The organism is Stenotrophomonas sp. WHRI 8082 (assembly GCF_040223995.2).
Taxonomy (GTDB): domain Bacteria; phylum Pseudomonadota; class Gammaproteobacteria; order Xanthomonadales; family Xanthomonadaceae; genus Stenotrophomonas.
Genome location: NZ_CP167826.1, coordinates 3,902,559 through 3,916,629 on the forward strand (window position 1 = coordinate 3,902,559; position 14,071 = coordinate 3,916,629).

The 14,071-nt window shown below is 67.4% G+C and carries 12 protein-coding genes; 3 read left to right on the plus strand and 9 right to left on the minus strand.

Annotated features, from left to right (window positions below; all coding sequences use genetic code 11):
* Positions 1–31 precede the first annotated feature (31 nt).
* A complete protein-coding gene (locus ABRP17_RS17200) occupies positions 32–3,469 on the plus strand; it encodes an ATP-binding protein (RefSeq protein WP_349984369.1) in 3,438 nt (1,145 codons plus the stop codon).
* A gap of 26 nt (positions 3,470–3,495) precedes the next feature.
* Here the strand turns inward: ABRP17_RS17200 and ABRP17_RS17205 are convergent, their stop codons facing one another.
* On the minus strand, positions 3,496–4,149 hold the full coding sequence (locus ABRP17_RS17205) for a response regulator transcription factor (RefSeq protein ID WP_349984368.1): 654 nt from the start codon (positions 4,147–4,149) through the stop codon (positions 3,496–3,498).
* Positions 4,150–4,271: 122 nt separating this feature from the next.
* Here ABRP17_RS17205 and ABRP17_RS17210 point away from each other — a divergent pair, with 122 nt between their 5' ends.
* Positions 4,272–4,946 (plus strand): response regulator transcription factor, encoded by a 675-nt coding sequence (locus ABRP17_RS17210; RefSeq protein ID WP_349984367.1) that lies wholly within the window; start codon positions 4,272–4,274, stop codon positions 4,944–4,946.
* A gap of 86 nt (positions 4,947–5,032) precedes the next feature.
* Positions 5,033–5,233: a hypothetical protein gene (locus tag ABRP17_RS17215; protein ID WP_349984366.1), complete on the plus strand. Its 201-nt coding sequence runs from the start codon at positions 5,033–5,035 to the stop codon at positions 5,231–5,233.
* Positions 5,234–5,314: 81 nt separating this feature from the next.
* Here the strand turns inward: ABRP17_RS17215 and ABRP17_RS17220 are convergent, their stop codons facing one another.
* From ABRP17_RS17220 to ABRP17_RS17255, 8 genes are all read right to left on the minus strand, one after another.
* The gene (locus ABRP17_RS17220) at positions 5,315–6,010 is read right to left on the minus strand and encodes a DUF2968 domain-containing protein (protein ID WP_188327071.1); all 696 of its coding nucleotides are present in this window, start codon (positions 6,008–6,010) and stop codon (positions 5,315–5,317) included.
* Between the two features lie 95 nt (positions 6,011–6,105).
* Entirely contained in the window at positions 6,106–8,247 is a 2,142-nt protein-coding gene (locus ABRP17_RS17225) for a TadG family pilus assembly protein (RefSeq protein ID WP_349984365.1), read from the minus strand.
* Between the two features lie 2 nt (positions 8,248–8,249).
* Positions 8,250–8,672, minus strand: a complete 423-nt coding sequence (locus ABRP17_RS17230) for a DUF3613 domain-containing protein (protein WP_349984364.1) — start codon at positions 8,670–8,672, stop codon at positions 8,250–8,252.
* A complete protein-coding gene (locus ABRP17_RS17235; RefSeq protein WP_349984362.1) occupies positions 8,669–9,547 on the minus strand; it encodes a tetratricopeptide repeat protein in 879 nt (292 codons plus the stop codon). The genes ABRP17_RS17230 and ABRP17_RS17235 overlap by 4 nt, the downstream gene beginning before the upstream one ends.
* A gap of 5 nt (positions 9,548–9,552) precedes the next feature.
* Positions 9,553–10,479, minus strand: coding sequence for a type II secretion system F family protein (locus ABRP17_RS17240; RefSeq protein WP_349984361.1), 927 nt, complete (start codon positions 10,477–10,479; stop codon positions 9,553–9,555).
* A gap of 31 nt (positions 10,480–10,510) precedes the next feature.
* Positions 10,511–11,482 carry a type II secretion system F family protein gene (locus ABRP17_RS17245; RefSeq protein ID WP_349984360.1) on the minus strand — a complete coding sequence of 324 codons (972 nt, stop codon included), beginning with the start codon at positions 11,480–11,482 and terminating at the stop codon, positions 10,511–10,513.
* Between the two features lie 2 nt (positions 11,483–11,484).
* Positions 11,485–12,831 carry a CpaF family protein gene (locus ABRP17_RS17250; RefSeq protein WP_349984359.1) on the minus strand — a complete coding sequence of 449 codons (1,347 nt, stop codon included), beginning with the start codon at positions 12,829–12,831 and terminating at the stop codon, positions 11,485–11,487.
* Positions 12,816–14,060 (minus strand): fimbrial protein, encoded by a 1,245-nt coding sequence (locus ABRP17_RS17255; RefSeq protein WP_349984358.1) that lies wholly within the window; start codon positions 14,058–14,060, stop codon positions 12,816–12,818. The genes ABRP17_RS17250 and ABRP17_RS17255 overlap by 16 nt, the downstream gene beginning before the upstream one ends.
* Positions 14,061–14,071: the final 11 nt, after the last annotated feature.

The window sequence follows — 14,071 nt, forward strand, 5'->3', positions numbered from 1 at the left end:
CGACGCGCGCAGACGCGCACGAGGAACTGCCTTGGACCCGCTGTCATCCACCTTGGGAACGACCGTGCAGGCACGCCCGTCGCTCGCTTCACTGCGCCGCCACCAGCGTCGCCTGCTGTTCGGCGGTGGGGGGCTGGTCAGCCTGCTGATCGTGGCGACGCTGCTGATGGCGGTGTTTTCGGACGTCGATACGTTCCACGCCGAAGAACGCCAGCGCTTCGTCGATGCGCGCTCGGCGGTCGACTATTTCCTGTTCCAGCGGGATCGCGCCTACGCCAGCAACATCAATGGCAGCGAGATGATGTGGAATACCCAGCAGCCAAGGCTGAAGGCGCTGGGCGCGCCATTGGCTGACCGTTTTCTGGCCAACGGCGGGCAGCTGCTGGTACGCGCCGAAGGGCGCACGGCGGTGCCGTGGCTGGTGCTGGGGGCGAAGGACAATGCGGTGCCGCGGCCGCTGCTGGATGCCTACATGGGCATCATGCATGAGTACTCGGTGTACACGGCAGCATCGGTGGCCGCGCTGCGGTCGGTGGGGCCGGTCACGATGTATTTCTACGAACCGAAGCGCCGGTTGCTGGCCGTGTCCGGCGTCACCGACGAGGCACAGCTGCTGCGTGCCCTGCGGGTCAGCAGCCGCGAAGAAGCGTTTACCCGCTTGCTGGCGACCGAAGCACGGGCGCTGCGCATGCGTCCCGCCGTCGGCCCGGTGCAGAGCGCAGCCGGCGGAGGCCGCATGCTGTCGACCTTCGACGCCAATCCCATCACCGGCCAGCCTTCGCTGGTTGCGCTGCAGTTGCTGCAGCAGGGCCGGGAACCGATCCTGCGTCGGGTGGCGTTCGAGCCGGTGGACACCATCAAGGCAAGGCTGGACGCGCGGGAGTCGGGCGCCTATACGGTTATCACCGACGACGGCCGCACGGTGCTGCGCAGTGCCGGTGCGGCTGCCGCCATCGCGCCCGCGTTGGCCAGGCGCGTGAACGACGAGGCAGGAAAGGCCGATGTCCGGTTCTACCAGGATGGCCAGTTCGTGGTGGCCGGTCCGGTGGCGGCAGTGGACTGGCGCATCCTGCATACCTATGGCTGGGGCGACCTGTGGCACGACAAAGGTCACCGGCTGTTGGCCCAGCTGCTGGCGGCGACGCTGATCCTCGCCGCGTTGTGGTGGGTGTTGCTGCGGCTGGATCGGCGCGTCTTCATGCCTGCGCTGGCAGATGCGTGGCGGGTGTACGAAAGTGAAGCGCTGAGTCGCGTCATCATCGATACCTCGCCGGTCGGCCTGGTCCTGATCGATCCGGAAAATGGTGAGCCGCTGGTGCAGAACGAGCTTGCCCGGCAGATGGCGGATGCGGCAGCGACGGTGGACGGGCAGACCTTGCATGCGGCGCTGGCGGATAAAGTGCAGGCCGATGCGGCAAGCGGACAGCCGGTGCGGGAATTCCTCTGGAGCGCGCCGGTCGCCGCGCCGGGAGAGCCTGCGCTGAGACTCCAGGTGGCCATGGCATTGGCTGCGTACCGCGACCGTGCCGTGTGGGTGTGCGCGTTGCGCGATGTGACCGCCCAAGCGGAGCTGGAGCAGACGCTGCGGAGTGCGCGACACGATGCGGAACGTGCACGCGCTGCCGCCGAATCGGCATCGCGGGCCAAGTCGGCGTTCGTCGCCACGATGAGCCACGAAATCCGCACCCCGCTCAACGGCGTGCTGGGGCACCTGGAGCTGCTGGCGCGTTCGCCGATGCAGCAGGCGCAGCGCGAACGGGTGGAGCGTATCCGTCTTTCGGCCGATGCGCTGCTCGGCATCATCAGCGACGTGCTGGACTTTTCCAAGATCGAGGCCGAGCAGCTGGACATCGATGCGGTCGCATTCACGCCGCGGCCGCTGATCGAGCAGGCGGCGTTGCTGTTTGCGCCGGAAGCCCAGCGTAAGGGCGTCAAATTGTTCTACGCCATCGCCCCAGAGCTCGAGCGCACGTTCCAGGCGGACATGCACCGCATCCGTCAGGTGCTGAACAACCTGCTTGGCAATGCGGTCAAGTTCACCGAGTCGGGCCGTATCGTGGTACGCGCGCAGTTGCTGGAGCGTCCGCCAGGTGCTGCACCGATGCTGCGCCTGCAGGTGGTCGACTCTGGCATCGGCCTGGGCGAGGAGGCGTTGGCGCAGTTGTTCCAGCCCTTCCAGCAGGCGGATGCGAGCATCTCTCGGCGCTATGGCGGCAGCGGCCTTGGGCTGGCGCTGTGCCAGCAGCTGGCGCGGCTGCTGGGGGGCAGCATCCGCGCAGAGAGCACCCTGGGCGTCGGCAGCGTCTTCACCTTCGAGGTGCCCGTGCAGCCGGAGGGGGCTCCGGTCAGCAGCGCACAGCCGCTGCGCGGCCGTCGCATCACGCTGCTGTCGGCGGCAGCGGAGTGGCGCCATGAAATCGCGGGTCTTCTGCAGCGCTGGGGTGCGGAGGTGACGGTGCTGGAGCAGCCCCCCTTGCAGCTGTTGCCGCACGCCGATACCACGCTGCTGCTGTTCGGCGAGCGACGCGCCTGGACGGCAGACGAGGAAAATGCGCTGGCGGCGCTGCATCATGATGTCGTCCGCGCGTCTCCGAATGGGCCCTTGTCGCCACAGCCGATGGACGATGGCGTACATGTCAGCAGCTACGCCGCCGACGCGTTGCTGCGGGCGTTGAATGACATCGTCGAGGGGGCGCCCGGCGTCGTCGCCGCAGCGCCGGTCAGCGCGATGCAGGCAGCGCAGGGGCGCGTGTTGCTGGTTGAAGACAATGCGGTGAACCGCGAGCTGATCCAGCAGCAGCTGGAGACACTGGGCCTGAGCGTGGACACTGCGGAGAACGGCAGTGACGGCCTGCTTGCCTGGCGCCCCGATGTACACCTGGCTGTCCTCACCGACATCAACATGCCGGTGATGGACGGTTACGCGTTGGCCCGCGCGCTGCGCGCGCGCGACAGTGCCGTGCCGATCCTGGCAATCACCGCGACGGCGCTTGCCAGCGAGCGCGAGCGCTGTCGGGCGGCGGGCATCACTGACCTGCTGCTGAAGCCGATGAACCTGGACACGCTGGCGCGCGCGCTGGAACCCTACCTCGCGGCAGGTGCGCCTGCAGGCCCGCGTGAGGGGGGGCGGATCGCGGCGCAGGCGGGCGATGCGGACCCGCCGCCGATGGTCCTGCCGGATGCATTGCGCCGCACCTTCGTGACCAGCACGCTTGATGACCTGCAGCGGATCGCGCAAGCGCGTCTCGCGGAGGACCACGACGGCCTGCTCGATCGCCTGCATGCCGTGAAAGGCGTGCTGATGATGCTGGGCCATCGCGCGCTGGGGACCCGCTTCGGCGTCATGGAAGGGCAGTTGCGTGAGGGCGTAGCCGTCGATGGCGTCGCACTCGATGCAGCGCTGTCCGATCTGCTTGCACTGGTGGACCAACATGCCGCGCAGCTTCCGCCGACCGCGCAGGACAGTTGATGGAGCGGACCGGTCCGGCGGTCGGCTCAGCCTGCAGCGGGAGCGTCCAGGCCAAGCTCAATCGCATATTTGAACAGGTCGGCATCACGCTCCACACCCAGCTTGGCCATGCCATTGACCTTCTGCGTGCTGATGGTCTGCTTGCGCCTGTCCAGGTGCTCGGCAATGGCGTTGATGCTCATACCCCCCACGAACAGGCGCAGCACTTCGCGCTCCCGTGGCGAAAGTGGCACGGTACTGCGCTGGCTGCTGCGCGCTGGCAACAGCGGGGCCACGCTGGGAGAGAGATAGCGTCTGCCGACATGCGCGGCCATGATGGCGGCCGCCACGTGCGAGACATCGTCCCCCTTGCTGAGGATGTGGTTGACGCCGGCGTCGTACAGCGCCTGGACGACAGCGGTCTGGTCCAGTCCGGTGAACACGGCGATCTGCAGCTCGGGATAGCGCGAACGCAGCAGCTGCAGCAGCTGCAGACCATCGCCGTGCGCGCCCTGGGGCATCGCGAAATCGGTGACCACGACATCGCACGGGTGCGCATCGAGCAGGGCGATGAGCTCTGTGGAGTTGGCGGCAGAACCGACATGGACGATCGCCGGTACGGTATCAAGTGCCGCTTCGATGGCCATCCGGATCAGGGGGTGGTCGTCGGCTATGGCTACACGGATCGAGTTATCGACCATTCTGGACTCCAGCTCTCATCGGGGGGGCAGCCTGCAGACGGGCAGCGGCGCAACTATATGCCAGCTACGTGCCGAGGTGGCATATAGTGACCGCCGTACCCCATTATGGACGGGCTGCAGACGTGAAACTCCGAATCGTGATTGCCGATGATCATCCCGTGCTGCTGGCAGGCATCGCCCACCTGTTGCAGTTCCAGCCCGGGCTGGAACTGGTGGGCATGGTCAAGGATTCCACGGCGCTGGTCGATCTGGTCAGCAGCAGCAGCGTGGACGTGGTGGTGTCGGATTTTTCGATGCCGCATGGCCGCTACGGTGACGGCATTGCCATGCTGCGTTTCCTGCAGCGACGTTTCCCGAAGACCCGGCTGGTCGTGCTGACCGGCATGGAAAGTCCCCTGGTGCTGAGGAACATTCTGGCGGCGGGCGTCCGCTGCATCGTCAGCAAGAGCGATCCGCTGGACCACCTGTTGCCGGCCGTGCGCATGGCAGCGGCGGACGGCGCGTATCAGTCGCCCGAGGTCGAGTCCCGGTTGGCCGTCGAACCTGAAATGGCCGATCACGGCGCGGTGTTGTCCAAGCGCGAGAACGAAGTGCTGCGCATGTATGCCGAAGGGCTTTCGGTGATCGAGATCGCCGAGCGCATCGGTCGCAGCCGCAAGACCGTCAGTACGCAGAAGGTTGCCGCCATGCGCAAGCTCAACCTCACCACCGACGCAGACGTCTTCCACTACGCCATCGCACATGGGCTGGTCAACGCGTCCCAACAAGCGCGGGCCAAGGCAGTGGAGTCGGAGTAGACCCCCGGGATTCAGCTGGGTCCGATGCGCCCGCGCAGCGGCGGTGGGTATCCTGACGGGCTCCGCTTTGATCATCCGGTGTCGATGTGTTTCCCCTGCCTCCTGTCAGCGTCGTGCTGTTGTTGGAACAGTTCGCTGACCTGGCCACGCTGGAGCAGTCCACGTTCCTCGACACGCTGAACATCTATCTCTACACCTCGCCGCAGCAGCGCAGGCGCATGCGCGAGGCCTGGCGCGAAACGGCGGAGGCGCTGCCGGTCATGGAGGACCCCGACGCCGTCCGTTGAGCCTGCACCTTAGACGATGACGGCGCCCCTGGGCGCCGTCGGCGTGCATCATGTCGGTGGAACGGAAACCCGTGCCGGGTCTCAGTCGCCGACCACCGGTGCGGCCGGCGTCGTCGTCGGCGCGGGCAGCGTGGTCTCCGGGTTACCCTGCTGCAACTGCAACTGCTGGATCCGCTGCTGCAGGGTATCGAGCTGGCTGTTGCTGCTCTGCAGGTCGGTGCTCAGGCTGACGGCCTGCTGCTGTGCCTGCTGCAGCGCGGTGCTGACCTGCAGCGACTGCGCGCGTTCCTGCTCGACCTGCGCCTGCAGGGTGCGCAGGCGCTCCTCGTTGAAGCTGACCAGGCGCTCGGTGTAGCGCTTGCCGGCATCCAGGCGGATGGTGTCGAGGCTCACCTGTGCGAGCTGCTCGGTCTGCTGCACGAACGTGCGGTACGCATGCTCGGCGTTCTCCACCGAATCGGTCTTGATGACGCGCCAGAAGTTCTTTTCCTGGAACAGCGCGACGTAGTAATTCAGCGTGCTCGGATTGAACAGCAGGCTGGCGCCGTACGCGCCGTTGTAGGTCGTGCGCAGTTCCGTCAGCTGTTGCGAATCCATCAACTGGCGGAGCTCGTCCACCGACGTGCGGGCGACGGGCGCGGTCGGAGCGAGATCCGGTCGCGGCGTGCGTTCGGTGCGTGCGGCGAACGCCGACGGTGCGGAAAGGATCATCAACAGCGCCATCGACGCGACGGTGATCCGTCGGTTGGTCGCTGCATCCCCAGAGTCATGTCGCATGTATAGACCACCCACGAGTGGATTGTTGTTGAAGTGGAGTTCCCCGCGCGCAGTCTAGCATGCGTGAAACTGTCGCCGATGCCGCGTGCATGGCGTCAATAAACCAGTTGTGCGCCGCTGCAGCTGATCGACTGCACGTGCACGTCGGTACGTCCGAGTTCCAGGCCAAGCACGTTCGCCAGCGTGATCGAGAGCAGCCTGCCGACCTCGTTCAACAGCCCTTTTAACGGCTCCAGTGCCACTTTCAATACGGCACAGAGCACCCCGGAGCAGTTCAACGTGGCACCCGGCGTGGCCACGACGCTGCCGGCGTTCGGGTCGCCGATGCCGCCGGGCCGGGTCTGCAGGAACGAGGCCAGATTGCGCTTGACGCAGCCGTTGTAGTCGACGAGCTGGGTCAGCAGGCCGCTGCAGCTTTTTGCGGTCAGGTCACCCAGCAGCAGCGACAGCAGTCCGCCAAGCAGTCCGCCATTGCGCCCCTGGGTGACATCGGCGAAGACATTCAAGGCCGATGGCTGGTCTTTCAGTGACCAGTCACCAATTGGATTCAAGTTGGCGACGCGGACATCACCGCGCAGCACCTTGACGGCCTGATCGACATCGTAACGGCCGCTGGCCTGCCGCGTCGCATCCAGGAACTGACCGGCGAACTGCAGCGCAGTATCGTCGGTCCTGGCGCCGGCGATGCCGGGATTGATCATGTTGGCGAGCAGCTTCATGAGCTCATTGGTGAGGGTCATCAACGAGGTGCCGATCAGCAACGCGTTGGGGTCGGTGGAGCGGGTTTCGTTCTCGGGCACGGTCACGCGCTGGGTTCCCGACAGCGCGGCCAACTGCAGCTTGTCGTTGATCAGCGGTGCGCCCAACAGGGTGAGCAGCTGTTCCTTGCCCAGGCTGGCGTCACAGACATCGCGCCGGGTGAAACGATCCGCATCGGCCACCTTGCCGATGCACGTGCGCAGCACCGACGAGGTGACATCGAAGGTGGCGGTGCGCGGACGGGCACCACACTGCAGCGATTTCAGGTCGGCATACGCGTTGGACACGTCGACATGCAGCGGCACCTTCAGCCGGGTGCCCAGCAACGACAGCAGGCCGCCCGCCAGCGGCAGGTTGTTGGTGTCGATATCGACGAAGACACGGACCTGGGCGTTGTAGGCGCGCGCGCCGTTGTGGGTGATGCCGACCCCTCCTTGATGCGCGCCGCCGATGCCGATCGACGGCGGTTCGATCACGGCGGCCTGCGCCTGGACGAGGCCCAGCAGGGTCAGGTTGTTGACCGCGACGCCGCGTCCGCCGTTGGCGATGCTGATGCTGGTGGTTATCAGGTCCAGGGCGTTCAGTTGCGTCTCCAATGCGCTGGCTGCCGTGCCCTCCGGTGCCACTACCTGCGCGAACAGGCCGCCCCCTGCGGTATCGCTGCCCAGCTTGATGGCGAGCTGGTCGAGGTCGAGTCGGGTGGCCAGCGCGCTGCGCAGTGCGCTCAGATCGACAGCCGCCACGCCGGACTGCGCCAGCACGATTGCCGTTGCATCCAGCAGTCGGCCCAGTGACACGCGGTGTGCGGCAAGCAGAGCGTTGAAGTCACCGACGCTGATGTTCGCATCCACGGGGATGCCGAGCGCCTGCAGCAGGCCCCCCGGCGTGATGCGTGCCTGCGCCAGTCCGTCGTAGCCGAGCAGGGTGGTCTGGTCCAGGTCGACGCCGACCAGCTTCAGGGTGTTGCCGAGAGGCGTTCTGCCATTCACCCGCAGCAGTTGGGCACCCACGCTGAAGGCGGCGCTGGGTGCGCTCCGTTTGGCAACGGCCTGTGCGCTGACGGTCGGCATCGCGCTGTTGTGGCCGAAGAACGGCACCACGCTGCGTCGTGCCGTGACCTTGACCGCGTTCAGCACGTGCTGCGTGCTGGCACCGGACAGGAAGTGGTCGGCCGCCGGATGGATAGGCTTCCAGCTGCCACACTGGATATCGACCTGGCCGCCGAACCGGTTTTCCACCAGCGCGTTGCGGCGTGCCGCCGTATTGTCGCCCAGGCCGGCACTGCACAGATCCAGCCGCTGGGCGCCGGCGATGGCCGACAGGTCAGCCGTCTTCTGCGCGTCACGCTTTGCCCAGTACAGATAGCCGACTTCCACCAGGCCCAGCATGGTCACCAGGCCGACCATCAGCAGCAGCATGGTCACCGACATGGCACCGCGTTGCCGTGCGCGGCAGGGTATCGCGCAGCGGCGGGCCATGGTCAGTTGCTCCCTGCTTTGGTTGAAGTCCCGACGGTGTTTTCAAAGTACTCGGGCAGTTCGTGCTCGAAGCTCTTCAGGTAGCGCGCGTAGCTGGCGCGCGCCTGGTCGCCCAGTACGGGCAGGCCGGGTCCGGCCTGCGTGCCCGATGCCTGCAGACGGATCAGGTCGCGGGTGGCCTGGCCCGGTTCGCCGGACAGCGTGGCGACGGACGCGGCGCGGTAGGCAGGGGGCGGCACGGGGCCTGGTGTAGACGCTCGTGCAGCGTCGGCGGCAGGCGGTGCAGGCGCCTGCGCCTCGGTGCGCGACGGCACCACCGGGTCACCGAGCATGCGCCCGGTGACCGGTGCCTGCTGCGCGGCGGCGGCGGCCGCTGACAGCAGGGCGAGTGCAAGGCTGCAGCCGAGCAGGGTAGGTGAGGTCATGGGGTGCTCTCCGTGGCAGTGGCGATGTGGCCAAAGCGCTCCAGCATGTTGGCGGGAAGCGCGCTGTCGGGACGTACGGGGGTGGCGCGGACAGGGACGGTCCGGCGGTCTGCAGCAGCAGGCTGCGGCGCGCCGCGGCGCCGGTCATCTGCGGACGCGATGCCGGGTGATGAAGTGGCGGACGCCGCCTGCGTCCTGCTGGCGCGCTGGCGCAGTGCGACGGCCTGTCGCTGCACTTCGCTGCGCGTGAACGCGGAGGCATTGCCTCGTTGCAGCAGGCGTTCGGCCGTGTCCGGGTCGTTGCGCAGCAGCGCCCACACTGCCAGGTTCGCAACGGCACGCGGGTCGCCCGGTACGAGCTCCAGTGCCTGCGCGAGCGGAGCCTGCGCCTGTTCGAGTTTGCCTGCACGCAGGCGTGCGTAGCCGAGGTCACCCAGCACGGCGGTATCCAGCGGCATCAGGTGAGCCGCGCGTGCGAGGGCAGCTTCCGCCTTGTCATCCTGGTCGCGCTGCGCCGCGATCAGGCCGATGCCGTGCCAGGCCGCCGCCGCTTGGTCACCGCGCGTCAGGGTGACGTACAGGGCATCGGCCGGGTCCAGTTGGCCGGTCTGGCGCAGGGCGTCGGCCTGCAGCAGTCGTACGGCGGGTGTATCGCCATGGCGCTGCCTGAACGCATCGATGTGGGCCAGCGACGCGTAGTAGGCGCCTTGCTTCTGCATGCGCTGGATCAGGTCAAGGTAGGTGCCGCGCGTGTTGACCGCGTCCGCGCCGGGCTCGACCAGGCTGGGGGCGACCTGGCGATAGCCGCCGACGGTCTGCGAACACGCGGTGGCCAGCAGGCAGCAGCTCAAGGTCAGTATCAGGTGTCGCCGCATCGTCGTCATATCCGGGTGAGGGTAGAAGCCAGCGCGAGCAGCGCAGGGCCGGAAAGCACCAGCATCAACGCCGGCAGCAGGGTCAGCATCATCACCACGGTCATCTTCACCGACAGCTTTCCCACCTTTTCCTTCAGGGTGTGCCGCCGTTGTTCGCGCAGCCGCAGGCTGAACTGCTTGAGCGGCTCCTGCACCGCCCCGCCGTGGGCATGCACCTGCAGGATCAGCTGCACCAGACTGCGCAGGTCGTCATCGTCGTATGCTTCGCCCAGCCGGCGCAGTGACTGCGATCGACTGCGGCCATGCGCATAGGCGATGTTGGCGTCGTGGATCTCACGACCCAGCACGGGCAGCGCGGGGCGCAGTTTCTCGCCCAGTGTCTGCAGGCTCTGGTCCATGCTGTAACCCACTCCCTGCAGCAGCCGCAGAAGGTCGATCAGCATCGGCAGTTCGTCGTTGACGCGCTTGCGCCGACGACCGGCCCAGATGCCGAGCACGATCTTCGGCAGCAGCAGGCCGGCGGCCAGCGCGGCGATCACGGTGAACACCCGTCCGGCGCCCTCGGCGTCCACGAGGGCGAGTGCCGGCAGGACGATCGCCACGGCGAGCAGCAAGCGCAGGGCGATATAGATGGCCGTGCCCCGGCGCGTGTTCCAGCCGCCGAGGTCGAGCAGCATGCGGTCCTCGCTGGCCAGCAACGCACGTTCGATGCGCCCGCCGCTGAAGCGCTGGCCGATGGCTTCCAGCCAAGCCAATGCGCTGCGCGGTGCTGCCGGGGTCGGCACGGTTGACGCGCGGGGCTGCAGTGCGGACTGCAGCGTCGCATCACTGCGTTGCTGTCGAACCGCCTGGATCCAGTACAGCGCACCGAACAGCGCCACGCTGGCGGCGAACAGCAGCAGCGACAGGGTCCACCAACCGGTCGGGCTCATGGGTCTGCTCCCGGTGCGGCGTGCCGGTGCTTCATAGCGATTTCGCCAGCCGGTACAACAGGAAGCCGCCCACCAGTTCCAACCCCAGCGCTGCCAATAGCAGGGTGTGTCCCTGTGGCTGGCGCAGCATCGGCTCGAAGAAGCCGGGGCTCACCAGGGCCATCAGCAGGGCGCTGATGGGAGGCAGCAGGCCGAGTACCCACGCCGACATCCGGGTTTCCGAGGTGGTGGCCTTCAATTCCTGCTGCGCCTGGTCCAGGTCGCGCATGAAGTCGCTGAGCCGCTGCAGCACCTGATCGGAGCGGCCGCCGATGCGGACGCAGACACCCATCACCACCGCGAGCACCTCCAGTGCCTCCACCCGCCATGGAGCCGACGCCTGCGACAACGCCCGGTCGAGATCCATGCCGGTACGCGCATTGCGCAACGTGACATCCAGCAGGTCGCGCAAGGGCGCGACGGTCTGGATCGCTGCGGTCTGGAAGGACATCTGCAGACTGTTGCCCAACCCGGTCAGGCGGACCAGGTTGTCGAGGAAGTCAGGCAGTTGGCGGACCAGCTTCTGCTGCAGCTTGCCGATGCGTCGCTGCAGGACGAGCCCACAGACGAGTGCGTACAGGCCCAGCGTGACCGGAAATGCCCAGCCGGTGCCCAGGCGCACCACGGCAAACGAAGAAAACCCGATTCCTGCCAGCAGGGCCAGCACGGCCGCACGCCAGCCCGGACGCATGCCGGCGCGCAGCAGGTTGGCATCCCACGGCAGCGCGCTGGCGTTGCCTGCGGTCGCCCCCGGTGTAGCGGGCAGGGGTGCGATCGCGGCGGCACCGGATGCAGCGGAGTCGAGCTGCGTGGCCGACGCGGGTGCTGCGCTGCGCTGCAGGCGCTGCTCTGCGTGTCCCATCGACGCCTGTGCGCGTGCCCGGCGCTGCGCACTGCCGAGCAGCAGCAGGGCGCAGGCACCCAGCACGGCGGCGATGCACAGCAACAGCAGCACCGTGGCCATGCTTACCAGGCCCCTGCGTTGAAGGATTCGCGCAGTGCCTGGCGGAACGGCTCCAGTTTGTGCGAATGCGGGTGGAAGCCCAGCCCGATCCAGCGGTCACGCTCGCGACCCTCCGCATCCAGCTCGACTTCGTGACGGAACATCTCCTGGGTCGAGATCATGCTGTCGCTGACCCCGGTGATTTCCGTGATCGACACCAGCACGCGACGGCCGCTGCCCAGCCGGGAGATCTGCACGATGAAATCGATCGCGCTGGCGATCTGCCTGCGCAGGCTGTCCTCGCTGCCCTGGAAACCGGCGAACCCGGCCAGCATCTCGATGCGGTAGAGGCAGTCGCGCGGGGAATTCGCATGGATGGTGGCCATTGATCCGTCATGGCCGGTGTTCATCGCCTGCAACATTTCCAGAACCTCCGCGCCGCGGACCTCGCCTACCACGATACGGTCCGGACGCATGCGCAGGCTGTTGCGCACCAGGTCGCGGATGCTCACCGCACCGTGTCCATCGGTACCGCCGATGCGGCTTTCCAGGCGCACCACGTGGGGATGGTTGAGTGACAGCTCGGCGGTGTCCTCCACCGTCAGCACGCGCTCGTTCTCCGGGATGTAGTTGGCCAGCGCGTTCAACAGGGATGTCTTGCCGGAGCTGGTGCCGCCCGACACCAGAATGTTGCAGCGACCGAGCACCATCGCCTGCAGCAACGTCTGCATCGGCTTGTCGAAGGTGCCCATCGCCAGCAGCTCGTCCGGGGTGAACGGGTCCTTGCGGAACTTGCGGATGGAGACCATCGGCCCGTCCACGGCCAGCGGCGAGATGATGGCGTTCAGGCGTCCGCCATTGGGCAGCCGGGCATCGACCATCGGGTTGGAGTCATCCAGCCTCCGCCCCAACGGCGCGATGATCCGGCGCAGGATGCGCAGCAGGTGGGTGTCGTCGGTGAAACGCTGTGGGGCGCGCTGCAGCCGCCCGCCCTGCGAGACGTGCACGTCCTTGTAGCCATTGATCAGGATATCTTCGATGTCCGGGTCACGCAGCAGGTCATCGAGTGGACCAAATCCGGTGAGCTCCTTGACCAGGCCCTCGGCAACGATCTGCATCTCCTGTTCGTTGATCGGGATGCGCCATTCCTGCACGAACCCGGCTGTCTCACCCTCCACCCAGCGCCGCACGGTGTCCGGTGCCCACGCATCGATGTCGATGCGTTCGTCTTCCACCCGGTTGAGCAGGTGTTCGTGCGCGGCGGACAGCACCTTCTGGTACTGCTCTGTCTGCGCGAACGGCAGCGGCGCGGGATCAGGCGGTACCTCGCGGAAGGGTGCGTTCGGGAACGGCATCACTTTGTCTTCCATGGCAGGCTACTCAGGGCGTGGGCGAACCTGACGCGCAGGCCCTGCGCTTCGGGTGGGCTGGTGGTCGGGTCGAAGCGGGCCAGCAGCGGGGCGAGGGCACGCACGTAGGGATCACGCGGCGCATCGTCAAGCAACAGGTGGCCTTGGCTGGCACTGGCGCGCAGCCGCGGGCGGTCGGGCAGGGTGGCCAGCAACGGCAGCGCAAAACGCGTGGCGATCTGCGCGGCGGTCAGGCCGTTGTGTTCTCCATCGCGGTTGACGATCAGTTTCAGCCGATCGCTGCCGCGCAGGCCCGCAGGCAACTGGTGCAGCAGCTGGTCGAGCGATACCAGGCTGGCGATCGCGCTGTCGGTGACCAGCCAGATCTCGTCGGCGTTGTCGAGCAGCGTGCCCGGTACCTGCCGCAGCGGCGTGCCGCCAAGATCGCACAGCACGCTGGAGAACAGGCTGCGCAGGCGCTGCAGCAGCAGGCCGGGGTCACTTGGCGGCAGCGCTTCGCTGCCGGCAGCGCGATCCAGCAGTACCAGGCCGCCGGGATGCCGGGCCATGGCGGTGCGGGCGAGGGTGGCATCGATGCGTGCGGCACTGCGCAGGGCTTCGTCGTAATGGAACCGGCTGTCGATGTTGAGGTAGAGCGCGAGGTCGCCGGCGGGCTGGCTCATGTCCAGCAGCAGCACATCCTGGTGGTTCCCAGCGGCTCGCATCTGCTGCGCGAGCACGCTGAGATGGGCGGCCAAGGTGCTGCTGCCCATCCCGGCGCGCACGCCCAGCAACAGGGTCAGCGGCGCCTTCCGTGCAACCTCCGGTGTGGGGGGCGCCGGCGCGATGGCCGCCCGCGTGAGGACGGCAAGAATCTCTTCGGCATCGGCATCCAGATCAACGAAGTCGCGCAGTCCCGCGCGCAACGCGCTGACCACCCCCTCGATCTGGCCCAGGCTGGTCGCCCCCACGGCGACCATCGACAGGTCGGGGCGGATCTGCCGCAGCTGGCGCACCAGTTCTGCCGACGCGGCAGCCCGTGCTGCATGGAAGTCGAGCAGCACCAGCGCCTGCGCCCCCACGCGCAGCTGCTGGACCGCGCCCGGGAAGCCGGCATCGTGGTGGCCCAGCGTCCAGTTCGGCGGCAGCTTCGCCGCCAGCCTGGGCAGCAGGTCGCGGTCACTGGCAAGCACGACGAGGTTCATCGGCGGTCCCAGGGCCGGCAGGCTGAAGGCGGTGGCGAGTGGCATGGGCTGTGGGC

Excerpts from the sequence above, each read along its gene's own strand:
- ABRP17_RS17235 (WP_349984362.1), bottom strand. The coding sequence starts at position 9,547 with ATGCGGCGACACCTGATACTGACCTTGAGCTGCTGCCTGCTGGCCACC.
- ABRP17_RS17230 (WP_349984364.1), bottom strand. The coding sequence starts at position 8,672 with ATGACCTCACCTACCCTGCTCGGCTGCAGCCTTGCACTCGCCCTGCTG.
- ABRP17_RS17250 (WP_349984359.1), bottom strand. The coding sequence starts at position 12,831 with ATGGAAGACAAAGTGATGCCGTTCCCGAACGCACCCTTCCGCGAGGTA.
- ABRP17_RS17220 (WP_188327071.1), bottom strand. The coding sequence starts at position 6,010 with ATGCGACATGACTCTGGGGATGCAGCGACCAACCGACGGATCACCGTC.
- ABRP17_RS17225 (WP_349984365.1), bottom strand. The coding sequence starts at position 8,247 with ATGGCCCGCCGCTGCGCGATACCCTGCCGCGCACGGCAACGCGGTGCC.
- ABRP17_RS17240 (WP_349984361.1), bottom strand. The coding sequence starts at position 10,479 with ATGAGCCCGACCGGTTGGTGGACCCTGTCGCTGCTGCTGTTCGCCGCC.
- ABRP17_RS17245 (WP_349984360.1), bottom strand. The coding sequence starts at position 11,482 with ATGGCCACGGTGCTGCTGTTGCTGTGCATCGCCGCCGTGCTGGGTGCC.
- ABRP17_RS17255 (WP_349984358.1), bottom strand. The coding sequence starts at position 14,060 with ATGCCACTCGCCACCGCCTTCAGCCTGCCGGCCCTGGGACCGCCGATG.
- ABRP17_RS17205 (WP_349984368.1), bottom strand. The coding sequence starts at position 4,149 with ATGGTCGATAACTCGATCCGTGTAGCCATAGCCGACGACCACCCCCTG.